This is a genomic window from Aeromicrobium sp. CFBP 8757 (assembly GCF_014841755.1).
GTDB lineage: Bacteria > Actinomycetota > Actinomycetes > Propionibacteriales > Nocardioidaceae > Aeromicrobium.
Window position 1 is genome coordinate 68,021 of record NZ_JACYUM010000004.1, and the last position, 17,998, is coordinate 86,018.

The 17,998-nt window shown below is 71.9% G+C and carries 17 protein-coding genes; 13 read left to right on the forward strand and 4 right to left on the reverse strand.

What is annotated here, in order from left to right; genetic code table 11:
* The first annotated feature begins 42 nt into the window (after positions 1 to 42).
* From IFT73_RS12185 to IFT73_RS12200, 4 genes are read left to right on the forward strand one after another with little or no spacing between them, the layout of a single operon-like run.
* Positions 43 to 1,374 (forward strand): extracellular solute-binding protein, encoded by a 1,332-nt coding sequence (locus IFT73_RS12185; RefSeq protein ID WP_192167866.1) that lies wholly within the window; start codon positions 43 to 45, stop codon positions 1,372 to 1,374.
* Positions 1,371 to 2,318: a carbohydrate ABC transporter permease gene (locus IFT73_RS12190; RefSeq protein ID WP_192167867.1), complete on the forward strand. Its 948-nt coding sequence runs from the start codon at positions 1,371 to 1,373 to the stop codon at positions 2,316 to 2,318. Before IFT73_RS12185 ends, IFT73_RS12190 begins: the two co-directional genes overlap by 4 nt.
* A gap of 1 nt (position 2,319) precedes the next feature.
* Positions 2,320 to 3,174, forward strand: coding sequence for a carbohydrate ABC transporter permease (locus tag IFT73_RS12195; protein ID WP_192167868.1), 855 nt, complete (start codon positions 2,320 to 2,322; stop codon positions 3,172 to 3,174).
* A 4-nt stretch (positions 3,175 to 3,178) separates the two neighbouring features.
* Positions 3,179 to 4,342, forward strand: a complete 1,164-nt coding sequence (locus IFT73_RS12200) for an ABC transporter ATP-binding protein (RefSeq protein ID WP_192167869.1) — start codon at positions 3,179 to 3,181, stop codon at positions 4,340 to 4,342.
* Between the two features lie 72 nt (positions 4,343 to 4,414).
* On the opposite strand, the gene IFT73_RS12205 is transcribed toward IFT73_RS12200, so the two are convergent.
* Complete coding sequence (locus IFT73_RS12205) at positions 4,415 to 5,266, reverse strand: ParB N-terminal domain-containing protein (RefSeq protein ID WP_213014511.1); 852 nt, start codon at positions 5,264 to 5,266, stop codon at positions 4,415 to 4,417.
* 1 nt (position 5,267) lies between these two features.
* Positions 5,268 to 5,891 (reverse strand): metallophosphoesterase, encoded by a 624-nt coding sequence (locus IFT73_RS12210; RefSeq protein ID WP_192167870.1) that lies wholly within the window; start codon positions 5,889 to 5,891, stop codon positions 5,268 to 5,270.
* A 63-nt stretch (positions 5,892 to 5,954) separates the two neighbouring features.
* Here IFT73_RS12210 and IFT73_RS12215 point away from each other — a divergent pair, with 63 nt between their 5' ends.
* Genes IFT73_RS12215 through IFT73_RS12245 form a run of 7 tightly spaced genes read left to right on the forward strand, consistent with a single transcriptional unit; the run spans position 5,955 to position 11,319 of the window.
* Positions 5,955 to 6,641: a response regulator transcription factor gene (locus IFT73_RS12215; protein WP_056611632.1), complete on the forward strand. Its 687-nt coding sequence runs from the start codon at positions 5,955 to 5,957 to the stop codon at positions 6,639 to 6,641.
* On the forward strand, positions 6,638 to 7,984 hold the full coding sequence (locus IFT73_RS12220; RefSeq protein ID WP_192167871.1) for a HAMP domain-containing sensor histidine kinase: 1,347 nt from the start codon (positions 6,638 to 6,640) through the stop codon (positions 7,982 to 7,984). The genes IFT73_RS12215 and IFT73_RS12220 overlap by 4 nt, the downstream gene beginning before the upstream one ends.
* 57 nt (positions 7,985 to 8,041) lie before the next feature.
* The gene (locus IFT73_RS12225; protein WP_192167872.1) at positions 8,042 to 8,371 is read left to right on the forward strand and encodes a hypothetical protein; all 330 of its coding nucleotides are present in this window, start codon (positions 8,042 to 8,044) and stop codon (positions 8,369 to 8,371) included.
* On the forward strand, positions 8,368 to 9,276 hold the full coding sequence (locus tag IFT73_RS12230) for an FAD:protein FMN transferase (protein WP_192167873.1): 909 nt from the start codon (positions 8,368 to 8,370) through the stop codon (positions 9,274 to 9,276). Before IFT73_RS12225 ends, IFT73_RS12230 begins: the two co-directional genes overlap by 4 nt.
* Positions 9,277 to 9,278: 2 nt before the next feature.
* Positions 9,279 to 9,872 (forward strand): ferric reductase, encoded by a 594-nt coding sequence (locus tag IFT73_RS12235; protein WP_192167874.1) that lies wholly within the window; start codon positions 9,279 to 9,281, stop codon positions 9,870 to 9,872.
* Positions 9,869 to 11,116: an NADH-ubiquinone oxidoreductase-F iron-sulfur binding region domain-containing protein gene (locus IFT73_RS12240; protein WP_192167875.1), complete on the forward strand. Its 1,248-nt coding sequence runs from the start codon at positions 9,869 to 9,871 to the stop codon at positions 11,114 to 11,116. The genes IFT73_RS12235 and IFT73_RS12240 overlap by 4 nt, the downstream gene beginning before the upstream one ends.
* Positions 11,113 to 11,319 (forward strand): ferredoxin, encoded by a 207-nt coding sequence (locus tag IFT73_RS12245; RefSeq protein WP_192167876.1) that lies wholly within the window; start codon positions 11,113 to 11,115, stop codon positions 11,317 to 11,319. The genes IFT73_RS12240 and IFT73_RS12245 overlap by 4 nt, the downstream gene beginning before the upstream one ends.
* On the opposite strand, the gene IFT73_RS12250 is transcribed toward IFT73_RS12245, so the two are convergent.
* Both IFT73_RS12250 and IFT73_RS12255 read right to left on the reverse strand, forming a co-directional pair.
* Positions 11,304 to 11,681 (reverse strand): DUF4233 domain-containing protein, encoded by a 378-nt coding sequence (locus tag IFT73_RS12250; RefSeq protein WP_244633413.1) that lies wholly within the window; start codon positions 11,679 to 11,681, stop codon positions 11,304 to 11,306. The genes IFT73_RS12245 and IFT73_RS12250 overlap by 16 nt on opposite strands.
* Positions 11,682 to 11,694: 13 nt before the next feature.
* Positions 11,695 to 13,032: a folylpolyglutamate synthase/dihydrofolate synthase family protein gene (locus IFT73_RS12255; protein ID WP_192167877.1), complete on the reverse strand. Its 1,338-nt coding sequence runs from the start codon at positions 13,030 to 13,032 to the stop codon at positions 11,695 to 11,697.
* Positions 13,033 to 13,143: 111 nt separating this feature from the next.
* Between IFT73_RS12255 and IFT73_RS12260 the strand changes: the two genes are divergently transcribed.
* The gene (locus tag IFT73_RS12260) at positions 13,144 to 15,282 is read left to right on the forward strand and encodes an MMPL family transporter (protein ID WP_192167878.1); all 2,139 of its coding nucleotides are present in this window, start codon (positions 13,144 to 13,146) and stop codon (positions 15,280 to 15,282) included.
* Between the two features lie 42 nt (positions 15,283 to 15,324).
* Entirely contained in the window at positions 15,325 to 17,910 is a 2,586-nt protein-coding gene (gene valS, locus IFT73_RS12265; RefSeq protein ID WP_371811259.1) for a valine--tRNA ligase, read from the forward strand.
* The last annotated feature ends 88 nt before the right edge of the window (positions 17,911 to 17,998 follow it).

The following is a 17,998-nucleotide window of genomic DNA, read 5'->3' on the forward strand; positions in this document are numbered from 1 at the left end:
GTGTCACTGACGCGGGACGTGACAGGGCCGGTAGGGGGAGACATGACGAGACGACCAGCCCGCAGGACCACCAGGAGCACGAGGGCCACCGTCGGCCTCGCGGCCGCCGCGCTGTCGATGAGCGTCCTCGCCGCGTGCGGCGGAGGCGGCGGCAAGCCCACGCTGAACTGGTACATCAACCCGGACGGCCAGGACACGCTCAACGCCCTGGCCAAGAGCTGCAGCACCGACGACTACACGATCAAGATCCAGCTGCTGCCCTCCAGCGCGACCGACCAGCGCACGCAGCTCGCGCGCCGCCTGGCAGCCAAGGACAGCTCGACCGATCTCATGAGCCTCGACCCGGTCTTCGTGCCGGAGTTCGCCAACGCGAACTGGCTGCTGCCGTTCGAGGGCGAGCTCGCCGACCAGGTGCTCGACGATGACGTGCTGAAGGGGGCCGGCGAGACCGTCACGTGGGAGGACAAGGTCGTCGCGGCTCCGCAGTGGGCCAACACGCAGGTGCTCTGGTACCGCAAGTCGCTCGCGCAGGCCGCCGGTCTCGACATGACGCAGCCCGTCACATGGGACCAGGTCATCGACGCCGCCGCCGACAACGACGGCACGGTCGGCGTGCAGGCCAACAAGTACGAGGCCTACGTCGTGTGGATCAATTCGCTGATCCAGGGCGCCGGCGGCAACATCCTCGACCCCGAGACCGTCGAGGACGGCCGCGACGCCAAGGTCACGATCGACTCCAAGGCCGGCGAGGACGCCGCCGCCGTGATCGAGAAGCTCGCGAAGTCCGGTGCCACCCAGCCCGACTTCACGACGTCCAACGAGGGCACGAGCCTCGGCCGGATGTTCCCCGAGAACGGTGCCGGTGAGTTCATGACGAACTGGACGTTCGTCTACAAGAACTACGAAGGGCTGATCGGCAAGCCCGGCGGCCCGAAGGACGAGGCCGAGCTCGGCGACCTCGGCTTCGCGCGTTACCCCCAGACCGTCCAGGGCGAGGAGTCCAAGCCCCCCATCGGCGGCATCGACATCGGTGTCGGCGCGTACAGCAAGCACCCCGAGCTCGCCCAGCAGGCCGCGGTCTGCGTCACGAGCGCGCAGGCCCAGACCGACCTGGCCGTCAACGAGGGCCTGATGCCGTCGCGTCAGTCGGTCTACGGCTCCGACGAGCTCAAGGAGGCGTACCCCGCCGAGCTCCTGACGCTGTGGAGCGAGAGCGTCGACTCGGGCGGACCCCGCCCGAAGAGCGCCTTCTACAGCCAGGTGTCGAGCGCGATCCAGTCGCGCTGGCACTCCCCGACGTCCGTCGGACCCTCGACGCCGGCGAAGTCGGCCGCCTTCCTCGAGGCGGTCCTGAGCGGGAAGGCGCTGCTATGACCTCCGTGATCGCCAACGAGGCGAAGGCCGGCAACGGCAAGAAGGACAAGGAACCGACGTCCGACCGCTCGCGCTCGGAGAACCGGCTGGCCCTCAAGCTCGTCGCGCTGCCGCTGGCGCTGATGCTGCTGGTGACGGCGTTCCCGATGCTGCGGGCGCTGTACCTGTCGCTGTTCACGTACTCGCTGACGGCGCCCGACGACCGCAAGTTCATCGGCATCGACAACTACGTCACGGCGCTGACCGACGGCCTGTTCTGGCGCGACACCCTCGTCACGGTCATCATCATGATCGTCACGGTCGCGTTCGAGCTCGTCATCGGCTTCGCGTTCGCGATGGTCATGCACAAGGTGATCTTCGCCCGCGGAGTCATCCGCACGTCGATCCTGATCCCGTACGGCGTCATCACCGTGGTGTCGGGCTTCGCGTGGCAGTTCGCCTTCTCCAACACCAACGGCTTCGTCAACGACTGGCTGCCGTTCATCGGCACCGACTTCAACTGGTTCGCCGAGCGCAACTCGTCGCTGATCGCGATCATGGCGTCCGAGATCTGGAAGACGACGCCGTTCATGTCGCTGCTGCTGCTCGCGGGCCTGGCCCAGGTGTCGGAGGACATGCTCGAGGCCGCCAAGGTCGACGGGGCCACGTGGTTCCAGCGGCTCTACAAGGTGATCCTGCCCAACATGCGGGCCGCGATCATGGTCGCGGTGCTGTTCCGCGCGCTGGACGCCTACCGCATCTTCGACAACATCTTCGTCATGACGGCCGGCGCCAACGGCACCGAGTCGATCTCGTTCCTGACCTACCGGCAGGTGATCGAGCAGTTCCAGCTCGGCATCGGATCGGCGCTCTCGGTGCTGCTGTTCCTGTCGGTGCTGGTGGTGGCGTTCATCATCGTCAAGCTGTTCAAGGTCAATCTCGCCGACGCACGGCAGGAGGGCTGACATGCCGAAGACACTGACCGGCCTCAAGAACAACATCGGCACCGTCATCGGCTGCGCGCTGATCCTCGTCTGGTGCCTGCTGCCGGTGGCGTGGATCATCTCGCTGTCGTTCAAGTCGCAGGAGTCCGTCACCAACGGCTCCCCCGGCTTCTTCCCGTCCGGCGGTGGCGGCGCGGGGTGGAGCAACTACGCCGACGTGCTGCAGGACGACCAGTTCCGCCGCTCGATCATCAACTCGATCGGCATCTCGCTGATCGCCACGATCCTGTCGGTGACGCTCGCGACCCTCGCCGCCTACGCGATCGCGCGCCTGGAGTTCAAGGGCAAGAAGTTCGTGCTCACGACGGCCCTCGTGATCGCGATGTTCCCCGTCGTCTCGCTGGTCGGCCCGCTGTTCGACATGTGGCGCACGATCGGCATCTACGACACGTGGCTCGGCCTGATCATCCCGTACATGTCGTTCACGCTGCCGCTCGCGATCTGGACGCTGTCGGCGTTCTTCCGCGAGATCCCGTGGGAGATGGAGCAGGCCGCCCAGGTCGACGGCGCGACGTCGTGGCAGGCGTTCCGCAAGGTCATCGTGCCGCTCGCGGCGCCCGGCGTGTTCACCGCGGCGATCCTGACGTTCTTCTTCGCGTGGAACGACTTCGTCTTCGGCATCTCGCTGACCTCGACCGAGAACGCCCGCCCGATCCCCGCGGCCCTGTCGTTCTTCGTCGGCGCCGATCCGTTCAACCGGCCCGCGTCGCTCCTCGCGGCGGGCGCCGTCGTGGCGACGATCCCGATCGTCGTCCTCGTCCTGTTCTTCCAGCGCAAGATCGTCGCCGGCCTGACCGCCGGCGCAGTGAAGGGTTGATCACATGGCCACCATCGAGATGAAGAACATCGTCAAGAAGTACGGCGACGGGTTCCCGGCCGTCAACGACGTCAGCATCGACGTCGCCGACGGGGAGTTCCTGATCCTCGTCGGCCCCTCGGGCTGCGGAAAGTCCACGCTCCTGCGCATGATCGTCGGCCTCGAGGACATCACGTCGGGCGACATGCTGATCGGCGGCGAGCGGGTCAACGACCTGGCTCCCCGCGACCGCAACCTGTCGATGGTCTTCCAGAACTACGCGCTCTACCCGCACCTCACGGTGTACGAGAACATCGCGTTCCCGCTGCGCCTGGCCAAGTGGAGCGACAAGGACATCGACGCCAAGGTGCGCGAGGCCAGCAGGACGCTCGACCTCGACGAGCACCTCGAGCGCAAGCCCGCCAACCTGTCGGGCGGCCAGCGCCAGCGCGTCGCGATGGGACGCGCGATCGTCCGCGACGCCAAGGCCTTCCTGTTCGACGAGCCCCTGTCGAACCTCGACGCCAAGCTGCGCGGGCAGATGCGCACCGAGATCGCCCGCCTGCAGAAGAAGCTCGGCATCACGACGGTCTACGTCACGCACGACCAGACCGAGGCCATGACGCTCGGCGACCGGGTCGCCGTCATGAAGCGCGGCGTGCTGCAGCAGCTGGCCACGCCCCGCGAGCTCTACGAGCAGCCCGTCAACCTGTTCGTCGCCGGGTTCATCGGCTCGCCGCCCATGAACTTCCTGCCCGCGACGGTCGAGAACGGCCAGGTCACGCTGCCGTTCGGCACGTTCCCGCTGGCCGCCGACAAGGCCGCGAAGACCGAGGGCAAGGGCCTGCTGATGGCCGGCATCCGTCCCGAGCACTTCGAGGACGTCTCGGTGATCGAGGAGGGCAAGCTCGACTCGTCGCGCACGTTCGCGGCACACATCGACGTCCGCGAGTGGCTCGGCGACCAGCAGTACGCGTACGTGCCGTACGAGGCCGAGGCCAAGGTGCAGGACCAGCTCAAGGAGCTCGCCCGCGAGTCCGACAGCGACTCCCTGCGCACGCAGCTCGTGGTGTCGCTCGACGCCTCCAGCAACGCCGCGGAGGACAGCGACACGACGCTGTTCATCGACACCGACCAGATGCACCTCTTCGACCCGGCCACCGGCGACAACCTGACGGTCGGCCTGTAACCCCGGCCCGGAAGTGCGCAGAAGCGGACCGGATCCCCACCGGGATCCGGTCCGCCTGCTCGTGTCCGGGGCCTAGCGCTTCTTCTTGTTCTTCTTGATGGTCGCCAGCACCTCGGCGTTCCACTCGTGCTCGCGGATCAGGCGGTAGCGCTCGCACGCGACCCGCACGTAGGCCTCGGCGGGGCGCTCGTCGTCGCCGCGGACGCCGGCCTCCTCGATCATGTCGACGACCGGCCGGAACTCCTCGGCGTACCAGCGGGCCGCCATCGTCTCGCGGTCCATGTAGGCGCCCTCGGCGTGCATCGCGCGGGCCGCCCAGGCCTCGGCCGCCTCGGCGATCTCGCCGTACATCGACGGCTCGTTGACGGCGACCGCAGCGCGCGCCTCGCCCGAGAACGGCACGCGCTGCAGCATCAGCCGACGCCAGAACTTGAGCTCGAGCGCGGCCCGGGCCTCGATGCCGACGGGCGCCAGGAACGTCTCGATCGCCGTCACCCTCGCCTCGATGAGGTCGACCCGCAGGCTGCGTGCCACCGAGACGCGGTGGTGCCCGTCGCGGACGAAGTAGTAGTCGCCGACCTGGTAGACGTCGATCGGCGGGATGACCTCGCCGACGCGGCTCGCCCGCGCCAGGCGTTCCCACCGCTGCCGGCTGACGGTCGACGTCGGACGGAACCGGCGGTCGAAGTCGCGCACCTTGTCGACCGAGCCGACGATCGCGTCGAGCGGGATGACCTTGGTGCCGACGTAGTGCTCGGCGCGGCGACCCAGGGCGTCGACGACCTCGTCGAACGACATCGCCTGCACGACGTCCTCGGTGTCGCCGGTCAGCCGGGCCGCGAGCCCCGACAGCACCTGGTGACGGCGGGCGCGCATGAAGTCGCTCTCGGCGTCGACGCGCGGTGATCCCGAGCTGCTGGCCACGTCAGGCCCCTCTCCGCACGGCGGCCGCGGCGGCCCGCGGCTCGACCTCGACGACGTGCCACGGGATGACGTTGCGCACCGTCGTCGGCCCGACCTGTCGATCGCCCTTGACCATGCCGAACGGGTGGATGTGGCCGTGCAGGTGCCAGGTCGGACGCAGCGACTCGAGCACGCCGTGCAGCGCCGCGATCCCCACGTGGCTCGGGTCGTCGTCGTCGCCGAGCCCGAGCGGCGGCGCGTGCGTCAGCAGGACGTCGACCGGGGCGTCGTCGCGGTCGTGCGCCAGCATCGCGCGGGCCCGCCGCTCGTACTGCGCCTGCGTGTACTGGTGCGCACCGCCGTTGTAGCGCACGCACCCGCCGAGACCGGCGACGCGCAGCCCGCCGACCGTGACGATGCGCTCGTCGACGGCGACGAAGCCGCGCGGGCCGGTGGACGTCCGCGAGACGACCGGGTCGTGGTTGCCGGGCACGAACGCCGCGGGGGCGTCGACCTCGGCGGCGACCCGCTCCAGGTAGTCCCACGGCAGGTCGCCGGCCGCGAGCAGCAGGTCGATCCGCAGGTCACGGAGCCGCGAGCGCACCGCGAGGACCTCCTCGTCGGCGACCGCCAGCACCCTGACCATGTCACCGACCCTACCGCCGCCGACGCTCCCGCGACATGCCCGCGCGACGGCTACGCTCGCTGCATGCTGCGCATCCTGGTCGTCGAGGACGACGACGACATCCGCGCGGGCCTGACCCGTGCCCTGACGCAGCAGGGCGTCACGGTCGCGGCCGTCGCACGGGGCGGCGACGCGCTGGGCCGTCTCGGCGACTTCGCGCCCGACGCCGTGATCCTCGACCTCGGGCTGCCCGACCTCGACGGCGCCGACGTGCTCGCGATGATCCGCTCGCTCGGCGACGTGCCGGTGCTGGTCGCGACGGCACGCGACGACGAGCGCGAGATCGTGCGCCTGCTCGACGCCGGCGCCGACGACTACCTCATCAAGCCCTACTCGGCCGCACAGGTGCTGGCCCGCGTCCGCGCCGTGCTGCGCCGGGGCCGCACCGACGCGCACGAGCACGTCGGCACGGTCGACGTCGCCGAGCTCAGCATCGACCCGCAGGGCCGCGAGGCACACCTCGCGGGCACACCGCTCGTGCTGACCCGCAAGGAGTTCGACCTGCTGCTGTACCTCGCGCAGCGTCCGGGGCAGGTCGTGTCGAAGCGCGACCTGCTCGCCGACGTGTGGAACCTGCCGTGGGGTGGCGGCGACCGCACCGTCGACGTCCACGTGTCGTGGCTGCGTCGCAAGCTCGGCGAGTCGGCCGCCGAGCCCCGCTTCCTGCACAGCGTCCGCGGGGTGGGCGTCAAGCTGGTCGATCCGTCATGACGTTGCGCCGCCGCATCCTGCTCCTCGCGACGGGGCTCACGGCGCTCGTGCTGGTGCTGTTCGCGGTGCCACTGGCGATCGCGCTGAAGCAGTCGGCGTCCGACCGGGTCGTCCGCGAGACCGAGTACGTCGCCCAGGGCGTCGCGGACTACCTGACGACCAACGCCTACACGGGCGTGCAGGCCGGCAAGTACGTCGACCGCGTCAACGAGCGCACCGACACCGCCGTGACGGTGCTGCTGCCCGACGGCACGTCGGTCGGCGCGGCCCTGCCGGACGACGTGCCCGACGCGCCGGACGGCCCTCGACGCGGCGACGGCGACGAGGACGGCGACGACGACCGCGACGACCTCGGCAAGGTCTCGGCGCCCCGCACCGAGCGCGTCGACGGCGGCTGGCTCGTCGACATCGGCGCCGACAGCACGTCGGGACGCGCGCTCGTGCGGGCCTTCGTCAGCGACGGGGACGTCGACCACGAGGTGCACGAGCGGTGGGCCGTGATCGGCGGTGGCGCCCTCGCTTTGCTGCTGGTGGCGGTCGTCGGTGCCGAGGTCGTGTCACGTCGCCTGACCCGGCCGCTGGTCGCGACGGCCGCGACCGCCACCGAGCTGAGCGCCGGGCACCTCGACGCGCGGGCACCGGTGTCGGGTGCGCGCGAGGTCGCCCAGGTCTCGACGGCGCTCAACCAGCTGGCCGGGCGCATCGAGGAGCTGCTGGCGTCCGAGCGCGAGACGATCGCCGACCTGTCGCACCGGCTGCGCACCCCCATGACGGCGATCCGGCTCGACGTCGAGGCCCTCCCCGACTCCGAGCGCTCGCGCGAGCTCGCCCGGCACGTCGCGGTGCTCGAGCGGACGCTGACCGCCGTCATCCAGCACGCCCGTCTGCCCCGCGCCGAGCGCGACGACCGGTCGTGCGACGCCCGCGAGGTGCTGCGGGAGCGGGTGGCGTTCTGGACGCCGCTCGCCGAGGACCAGGCCCGCGACGTCACGGTCGTCGACCCCGGCACCGCCGCGACGGTGGGGTGCACGGCCGACGAGCTCGCCGCCGCGCTCGACGCCCTGATCGAGAACGTCGTCGCGCACACCCCCGAGGGCAGCGCCCTGGCCGTGGTCCTGCGGCGCACCGACGTCGGCGCCGACATCGACGTCGTCGACCACGGGCCGGGGATCCCGCTCGGCGCCGCCCGCCGCGGGCGCAGCGACCGCGGGTCGAGCGGCCTGGGGCTCGACATCGCCCGCAGCTGCGCCGAGTCGACCGGCGGGCACCTCGACGTGCTCTCGAACGACGACGGGTCGCACACGGTCCGCCTCGTCCTGCAGGCTCCTCACAGCATCATTTGACCGGCATTTGACGTTCGGCTGAGGCGCGCCTGACGCCCCGGCGACGACGCTGGACGCATGACCACCACACCTCACGGCCCCCGAGCCCACCTGATGGCGCGGTCGCGCCGGCACCTCGCCGCGATCGCTGCCACGAGCATCCTGATGACCGGTGCGCTGACGGCGTGCGCCGCCCGCGACGACGACGCGTCCGAGAGCTCCACGCCGACCGACTCCACCTCGACCGGCACGACGTCGACGGCGACGGACTCCGGCTCGACCTCCGGGTCGAGCTCGTCCGACTCCGGCACGACCGACTCCGGGTCGACCTCGACCGGCTCGGGCCTCACGAGCGCCGACGCCGGCAGCTCGAGCAGCTCGTCCGACGGCGGGAGCAACGCGTCATGACCGCGTCGGCGATCTGGACCGACTGGTCGTGCCGCGTGCGGGTGACCGTCACGCGCCCCGATGCGCTGATGGCGGCCAAGCAGCAGGTCGTGGCGCTCATGGCCGACGTCGCGCTGTCGGCCGACCGGTTCACCGCGACGTCCGACGTGTCGCGGGTCAACCGGGCCGCGGGTCGGCTCGTGCCCGTCCGCCGCCGCACGATGGAGCTGCTCGACGTCGCGCTGGCCGCGGCCGAGGAGTCGGGCGGGGCCGTCGACCCCACGATCGGCGCCCACCTGCTGCGCGCCGGGTACGCCGACGACATCACGGCGGTCCGCGACCTGCTGGTCATGACGGACGACGAGCCCCTCCCCCGCGCCGACTGGACCTCGGTGCGCACCGACCGGACGCTGTCGCTCGTCGGGCTGCCGACCGACGTGAGCCTCGACCTCGGCGCGACCGCCAAGGCGTGGACCGCCGACGTCGCGGCGCGCCGCGTCGCGAGGTCGCTCGACACCGCGGTGCTGGTCGAGATCGGCGGCGACGTCGCGATCGCCGGCTCGCGCAGCAGGCCCTGGCAGGTGCAGGTCAGCGAGCGGTCGGGCGAGCCCGGGCAGCCCGTCGGCCTCGAGCGCGGCGGTCTCGCGACGTCGTCCACGATCTCGCGGCGCTGGCGCACCCCGTCCGGCGCTGCGCACCACGTGATCGACCCGCGCACGGGTCGTCCGGCCGAGGGGCCGTGGCGCACCGTCACGGTCTGGGCCCCCACCGCCGTCCGGGCCAACACCGCGAGCACGGCGGCCCTCGTGCTGGGCGACGACGCGGTGCCGCACCTGCACAGCCTCGACGTCGCGGCGCGCCTGGTCGGACGCGACGGCACCGTGCAGCACGTCGGCGACTGGCCGGCCGAGACGCGGGCGGCGTAGCCATGATCTGGTACCTCGCACGCGCCACCGGCATGGTCGCCCTGATCGCGTTCACGGCGTCGACGGCGATGGGTGCCCTGGCGTCCCGTCACCGCGCGCGCCCCACCGAGCGACAGCTCGACCGCCGGTTCCTCGTGCAGGTGGCGCACCGCTCCGCCGCGGTGCTCGGGCTGACGACGCTGCTGGCCCACGCGGTGCTGATCGTCCTCGACGTCTACGTCGACGTCTCCCTCACCTCGACCGTCGTGCCGTTCACGGCCGGCTACCGTCCGCTCGCCCTCGGCCTCGGGACGCTCGCGGTCTACGCGTTCGTGGTCGTCGCGGTGTCGGGCGCCGCCCGCGGACGTCTCGCGACCTCGGCGCGGGCCACCCGCACGTGGCGCCGCGTGCACCTGGCCGCGTACGCCGGATGGGCCGCGGCGATGGCCCACGGCATCCTCGCCGGCACCGACACCGGCGCCTCGTGGACGACCGCGATCTACGCCGCCTGCGGCCTCGCCGTCGCCGTCGCGGTGGGTCTGCGCCTGCGCGACCACGCGACCGCCCGCCGCGCACCCCTCACCACCGCCCGCACCCTCGTCAGGAGCCACCCATGACCGTCGTCCTCGACTCCCCCACGACGCCCGTCTCGTCGATCGGCGCCCCCCGCCTGCTCGCCGGGGTCGCCGAGCACGGCCGCGTCGACCACGCCCGGCACCTGCTGCTGCACGGCGCGCCCGTGCTGCGCCGACGCAGCTGGCTCGTGGCCGCGACGCGCGACGTCAACCTGCTCGGCCGCGGCGGCGGAGCCTTCCCCGTCACCGCCAAGCTCGCCGCCATGCCGTCCGGACGCGACGTCGCGGTGCTGCTCAACGGCAGCGAGGGCGAGCCCGCGAGCCGCAAGGACCGCGTGCTCATGACGTGCGCGCCGCACCTCGTGATCGACGGAGCGCTGGTCGTCGCGGACGCGCTCGGCACGGCGAACGTCACGATCGTGGTGCACGACGCCGCCGCCCACGACTCGCTCGTGCACGCCGTCGCGGAGCGGACCGACGCGACCGCCGTGCGGGTCGTCCGCGCCGCAGAGAGCGGGTTCGTCGGTGGCGAGATCCGTGCCGTCGTCAACGGCCTGCGAACCGGACGGGCGGTGCCGGGCGGCCGCCGGGTGCTGCCGCACGTCTCGGGCGTCGACGGCCTGCCGACGTTCGGCTCGAACGTCGAGACGTTCGCCCACCTCGCGCTGCTGAGCCGCATGGGCGTCGACGAGTACGCCCGCACCGGCAGCACCGCCGAGCCGGGGACGAGCCTGCTGACCGTGCTGGGCGACGCGGCCGTCCGCGGTGTCGTCGAGGTGCCGAACGGCACGCCGCTGTCGGTGCTGCTTCCGGCGACGACGGCCCCCGTGCTGGTCGGCGGCTACCACGGCACGTGGCGCCGCGACGTCGACGGGCTGACGGTCGACCGGGCCGCCCTGCGCGCCGCGGGCTCACCCCTCGGCGCCGGCGTCATCGCCCGCCCCCACCCCGGCACGTGCGTCGTCGACGAGGTCGTCCGGGTCGCGCGCTGGCTCGCCGCGGAGTCCGCCGGGCAGTGCGGGCCGTGCTTCTTCGGGCTGCCGGCGATCGCGGACGACCTCGCGGCCCTGGCGGCGGGCGCGGGCGCAGACCGTGCCGCGTCGGCCCGCCGGCGGCTCGCGCTCGTCCGCGGACGGGGCGCCTGCGCACACCCCGACGGATCGGCGGCCTTCGTCGGCTCGGCACTGGACGCGCTCGCCGACGAGCTCGCCGTCCACCAGCACCACGGTCGGTGCGGCCTGCCCGCCTCGACCGTCCTGCCGACCCCCGAGGAGGGATCGCGATGAGCACGATCGACGTCGACTGGACCCGGTGCGACGCGCACGGGCTGTGCTCGCGGCTGCTGCCGGAGAAGATCACGCTCGACGAGTGGGGTTTCCCCGTCGTCGACGGTCGCGAGCTGCCGGACGACCTGGTGCGCGCGGCCCGGTCAGCCGCGCTGGCCTGCCCCGCGCTGGCCCTGCGGGTGGGGTCTCACGACGCGGGCTGAGCGCCGTCGTCGTCCTGTCCCTCGGCCTGGGCGGCCTCGCGGGCCCAGCGGGCCTTGTCGTCCTCGATGCGGCGACCCAGGAAGAACGCCCCGAACCACAGGGCCGCGAACATCAGCCCGACGAAGAACATCGCCGGCACGAGGAAGCCCAGCGCGATCGTGCCGGCCTGGATCGCGTGACCGACCCAGTACGCCTGCGGGCGGCGCAGGGATCCCGCGACCAGCACGCACAGCACCGCCAGGCCGAGCCCGAGGATCAGCGCGAGCGTCTTGTGGACGTCCTCGACCGCGATCATGACCGGCACCGACAGGCCCAGGATGATGGCCTGCAGCGACAGCATCGCGGCACACATGCCTCTCATGCGACGACTCCTCTCATGCGACGGTCCCGCCCAGCAGCACGCGGGCCTCGCCGACCGTGACGACCGAGCCCGTGACGAGCACGCCGCCGCTGCCGATCGCGTCGTCGCCACCGTCGCCGCCGTCGGCCATCGCGACGGCCCGCTCGATCGCGTCGTCGAGCCGCGGCACCACGACGACCCGCTCGTCGCCGAAGACGTCGCCGGCCAGCTCGGCCAGCTCGTCGGCCGGCATCGCGCGGTCGGTGCTGTTCTGCGTCACGACGATCTCGGCCATGACGGGCTCGAAGATCCGGAGCATCTCCTCGACGTCCTTGTCGGCCATGACGCCGACGACCCCGATCAGGGGGCTGAACGAGAACGAGTCCTGCACCGCGGCGATCGTCGCCTCGGCGCCGTGGGGGTTGTGCGCGGCGTCGAGCAGCACGGTGGGGCTGCGACGCACGACCTCGAGCCGTCCCGGCGACGTCACCTGCGCGAACGCGCCGCGCACCAGGTCGGGATCGAGCTGCTTGTTGCCCGTGAACGCCTCGACCGCCGCCAGGGCGTACGCCGCGTTGTGCGCCTGGTGCGCGCCGTGCAGCGGCAGGAAGATCTCGTCGTACGAGCCCGACAGGCCCTGCAGGCCGACCAGCTGCCCGCCGAGCGCCGTGACCCGGTCGTTGACGCCGAACTCGATGCCCTCGCGCAGCGCGATCGCGCCGACGTCGACGGCGCGGCGCATCAGGACGTCCATGACCTCGGGCGACTGCTCGGCCAGCACGGCGTGCGAGCCGGCCTTGATGATGCCGGACTTCTCGACCGCGATGAGCTCGGGCAGGTCGCCCAGGTAGGCCGCGTGGTCGACGCCGATCGGCGTGACGACGGCGACCTGGCCGGTGGCGACGTTCGTCGCGTCCCACGAGCCGCCCATGCCGACCTCGACGACCGCGACGTCGACGGGCGCGTCGGCGAACGCGGCGTACGCCATCGCGACCATCGTCTCGAAGTACGACAGCGGGTGCTGCGACGAGTCGTCGACGATCTGGGCGTAGGCGGCGACGTCGGCGAACGCGTCGACGAACTGCGCCTCGGTCAGCGGCACGCCGTCGAGCGAGATGCGCTCGGTCATCGACTGCAGGTGGGGGCTCGTGAAGCGTCCCGTGCGCAGGTCGAGCGCCCGCAGCAGCGTGTCGATCATGCGGCTCGTCGACGTCTTGCCGTTCGTGCCCGTCAGGTGGACGACCGCGTAGGCGTCCTGGGGATCGCCGAGGAGTCGGCAGATCGCGGCGATGCGATCGAGGGAGGGCTCGAGACGGATCTCGGGCCAGCGGCCGAGGAGCGCGCGCTCGACCTCCGCGTACGTGGGTGTCATCCCCACCAGTATCGCAGGACGAAGGGGATGACTCAGGGTCGCCACGGGCGTAGCCTGAAGCCGGGGTGCCGGTACCACGTTCTCGCTGCCTTCTCACCCCCTGGAGCACCGATGTCCCGCAACGTCGCCACCTGGGTCACCCACCGCTGGACCACCTGGATCGTCCTCGGCGTGTCGCTCGTCTTCCTCATGGGCATGGGTGCCCTCGGAGGCAAGCTCACGTCGGTCGTCGACAACGACATCGCGTCGTGGCTGCCCGGCGACGCCGAGTCGACCGAGGTCATCGAACGGGCGGCGGCCTTCTCCGATCCCGACGACATCCCGGCGATCGTCCTGTACGTCCGCGACGGCGGCACGACCGCCGCCGACCTGGCCAAGGCCACGGCCGACGTCGCGTCGCTCGCGAACGTCGACGACGTCGCCCGCGTCGAGGGCCCCGTCCCGTCCCAGGACGGGCAGGCCCTCCAGGTGACCGCCACGATCCGCATGAGCGACGACGGGTGGGAGATGCTGCCCGACCGGGTCGACGACATCGCGGCGATCGCCGATCGTGACGCCGCCGGGCTCGACGTCAGCCTGGCCGGCCCGGCGGCCCTCGGTGCCGACCAGGCCGAGGCCTTCTCGGGCATCGACGGCATCCTGCTGTTCTCGGCCGTCGCGATCGTGTTCGTGATCCTGCTCATCACGTACCGCAGCCTGCAGCTGGCGATCCTGTTCCTGTTCTGCGGTGTCGGGGCGGTCGGCATCGCCCAGGGCGTCGTGTACCTGCTGGCCAAGAACGCCGATCTGACGGTCAACGGGCAGAGCCAGGGCATCCTGAGCGTCCTCGTGCTCGGGGCCGGGGTCGACTACGCGCTGCTGCTCGTGGCCCGCTACCGCGAGGAGCTGCACCGCTACCGGGACCGCCGCGAGGCGATGGCCCACGCCCTGCACCGGGCGGCGCCCGCGATCCTGGCCAGCGGCGCCACCGTCATCATCGGGCTGCTGTGCCTGACGTTCGCGCAGATGAACTCGACCGCCAGCCTCGGGCCGGTCGGCGCCGCCGGGATCGCCTGCGCCCTGCTGGTCATGCTGGTCATGCTGCCGGCGCTGCTCGTCGTGGTCGGCCGCTGGATCTTCTGGCCCTTCGTGCCGCGCTTCGGCGAGCCGGTCAGGAGCGAGACCGGGCTCTGGGCGAAGGTCGGCCGCCGCATCGCACGGGCCCCGCGCGCGGTCTGGGTCGTGACGACCCTGGTGCTGGTGGGCCTGTCGTTCGGCATCGTCCAGCTCGACGCCGACGGGCTGACCAACGAGCAGAGCTTCACCAAGGAGCAGCCGTCCGTGGTGGCCGAGAAGAAGCTGGCCGAGCACTTCCCCGGCGGCGCGGGGTCGCCCGTCGCCGTCATCGCCGACGGCGACCGGGCCGATGCCGTCGCCGACACCCTGGCCGGGGTCGACGGCATCGATCCCGCGAGCGTCGCCGTCCGGAGCCCCGCCGGCAGCCCGGTCGCCTACATCGAGGGCACGCTGACGTCCGCGCCCGACTCGGCGACCGCGTTCGCCACGATCGACCGGGCGCGCGACGCGGTGGACGCCGTCGACGGCGCCGATGCGCTGGTCGGCGGCAACACGGCCGTCAACAAGGACGTCCAGGAGGCCTCCCGCGCCGACAACCGGCTCATCATCCCCGTGATCCTCGTCGTGGTGCTGCTGATCCTGGCCCTGCTGCTGCGCTCGATCGCCGCCCCATTGATGCTGCTGCTCACCGTCGTGGTCTCGTTCGCCGCCGCGATCGGCATCAGCGCCCTGGTGTTCCGTCACGTGTTCGGGTTCGAGGGAGCCGACTCGTCGTTCCCCCTGTTCGCGTTCGTGTTCCTCGTCGCGCTCGGCATCGACTACAACATCTTCCTGATGACGAGGGTGCGCGAGGAGTCGCTGCGGCACGGGACGCGTCGCGGTGCGCTGATCGGTCTCGCCGCGACGGGCGGCGTCATCACGTCCGCGGGCTTCGTCCTGGCCGGCACCTTCACGGCCCTGGCGACCCTGCCCATCGTGTTCCTGGCCGAGCTCGGCTTCGTCGTGGCGGTCGGCGTGCTGCTCGACACGATCATCGTCCGCTCGGTGCTCGTGACGGCGCTCACCCTCGACATCGGCCGGCACGTCTGGTGGCCCAGCGCCCTGTGGCGCACCGACGGGTCCGGCCACCACCCCGGCCCGGCGGACCTCGCCGACGCCGTGCCGGCGCCCCCCGAACCGGCGCACCGGGCGTAGGGGCGTGGGCCCGGCGCGCCCCGCCCCATAGACTTGCCTGTCGTGAGCAACGAACTGCGCGGCGTCCCCGAAAAGCCCGTCCTCGAAGGCCTCGAAGCCGCCTGGTCCGCCCGGTGGGCCGAGCAGGGCACGTACGCCTTCGACCGCTCGAGGTCGCGCGACGAGATCTACTCGATCGACACGCCGCCGCCGACCGTCTCGGGCTCGCTGCACGTCGGCCACGTCTTCTCGTACACGCACACCGACCTGATCGCGCGCTACCAGCGCATGCGCGGCAAGGAGGTGTTCTACCCCATGGGGTGGGACGACAACGGCCTGCCGACCGAGCGGCGCGTGCAGAACTACTTCGGCGTCCGCTGCGACCCGACCCTGCCCTACGAGGCCGACTTCGTCCGGCCCGAGAAGCCCGACCCGAAGAAGCAGGTGCCGATCAGCCGGCGCAACTTCATCGAGCTGTGCAACGAGCTGGTGCTGCAGGACGAGAAGGTCTTCGAGCAGCTGTGGCGCACGCTCGGCCTCAGCGTCGACTGGACGCAGACCTACACGACGATCGGCGACAACGCCCAGGTCGTGTCGCAGCGGGCCTTCCTGCGCAACGTCGGCCGCGGGGAGGCGTACACGCAGGACGCCCCGACGCTGTGGGACGTCACGTTCCAGACCGCCGTCGCGCAGGCCGAGCTCGAGGCCCGCGACTACCCCGGCGCCTACCACCGCGTCGCGTACCACTTCTCCGACGGCTCGACCCACCACGTCGAGACGACCCGACCCGAGCTCACGCCGGCGGCCGTCGCGATCATCGCCCACCCCGACGACGAGCGGTACCGGCACCTGTTCGGCACCAGCGCCACGTCGCCGATCTTCGGCGTCGAGGTGCCGGTCCTGGCCAGCACGCTCGCCGACCCCGAGAAGGGATCGGGCATCGTGCACTGCTGCACGTTCGGCGACCTGACCGACGTGCAGTGGTGGCGTGAGTTCCAGCTCGCCAACCGCACCGTCATCGGCCGCGACGGCCGCATCCTGCGCGAGGTGCCCGAGTGGATCGCCACCGAGGCCGGACGTGAGCTGTTCGCCGAGCTGGCCGGCAAGACGACGTTCTCGGCCCGCGAGCTCGTCGTGGCGGCCCTGCGCGACAGCGGCGACCTCGACGGCGAGCCCACGCCGACGCAGCGCGTCGCCAACTTCTACGAGAAGGGCGACAAGCCCCTCGAGATCGTCTCCACGCGTCAGTGGTACATCCGCAACGGTGGACGCGACGCCGACCTGCGCTCGGCCCTCGTGGCCCGCGGCGACGAGATCGAGTGGGTCCCGTCGTACATGCAGTCGCGCCTGACCAACTGGATCGAGGGCCTCAACGGCGACTGGCTCGTCAGCCGCCAGCGGTTCTTCGGCATCCCGTTCCCCGTCTGGTACCGGCTCGACGCCGACGGCGAGCCCGACTACGACGACCCGATCTTCGCCGCCGAGGAGACGCTGCCGGTCGACCCGGCCTCGCAGACACCCCCGGGCTTCGAGGAGTCGCAGCGCGGCGTGGCCGGCGGCTTCGCCGCCGATCCCGACGTCCTCGACACGTGGGCGACGTCGTCCCTGACCCCGCAGCTCGTGTGCGGGTGGGAGCGCGATCCCGAGCTGTTCGCCAAGACGTTCCCGATGGACCTGCGACCGCAGGCCCACGACATCATCCGCACGTGGCTGTTCTCGTCGGTCGTCCGGTCCCACCAGGAGTTCGGCACCGCCCCGTGGACGCACGCCTCGATCTCGGGCTTCGTGGTCGACCCCGACCGCAAGAAGATGAGCAAGTCGGTCGGCAACGTCGTCGTCCCCGACACGATCCTCGCCACGTACGGTGCCGACGCCGTGCGGTGGCGCGCGGCCGGTGCCCGACCGGGCGCCGACTCCCCGTTCGACGAGCAGCAGATGAAGGTCGGGCGCCGCCTGGCCATGAAGGTGCTCAACGCCAGCAAGTTCGTGCTGGCCCCCGAGGAGCAGTACGGCCTCGGTGCCGACGCCTCGCACCTCGACGCCGCGCGCGTCACCGAGGCGATCGACCAGGCGATGCTGAGCCGGCTGCGCGGTGTCGTCGACGAGGCCACCGCGGCCTTCGACGCCTACGACTACGCGACGGCCCTCGAGGTCACCGAGAAGTTCTTCTGGGACTTCTGCGACGACTACCTCGAGCTCGTCAAGGAGCGCGCCCGGCGCGACGACGCCGGCGGCACGTCGGCGAAGGCCGCGTTCGTGCTGGCGCTGTCGGTGCAGCTGCGCCTGCTGGCACCGTTCCTGCCCTACGTCACCGAGGAGGTCTGGTCGTGGTGGCAGGAGGGCTCGATCCACCGCGCCGCGTGGCCCGTCGCGTCGACCGACCTGACGACTCCCGAGCAGGACCCGGGCGTGCTGGCCGCGGCGGCGACCGTCCTGGCCGACATCCGCGGCGCGAAGTCGGTCGCGAAGGTCAGCCAGAAGACCGAGATCTCCGAGCTGACGGTCACCGGCAGCCAGGCCCAGCTCGACCTCCTCGCCGCGGCCTTCGCCGACGTCCGGGCCGCCGGCCGCGTCACGGCCGAGCCGACCCTCACCGCCGACGAGTCCGCGACGGGCTTCACGGTCGTCGCGACCCCCACCCCCGCCTGACCCCGACCCGCGAGTGGTGCGTCCTGGACGTTCTGGGACGGCGTGTCCGTCCACACCGCACCACTCCGGGGCCGGGATGCACCACTCG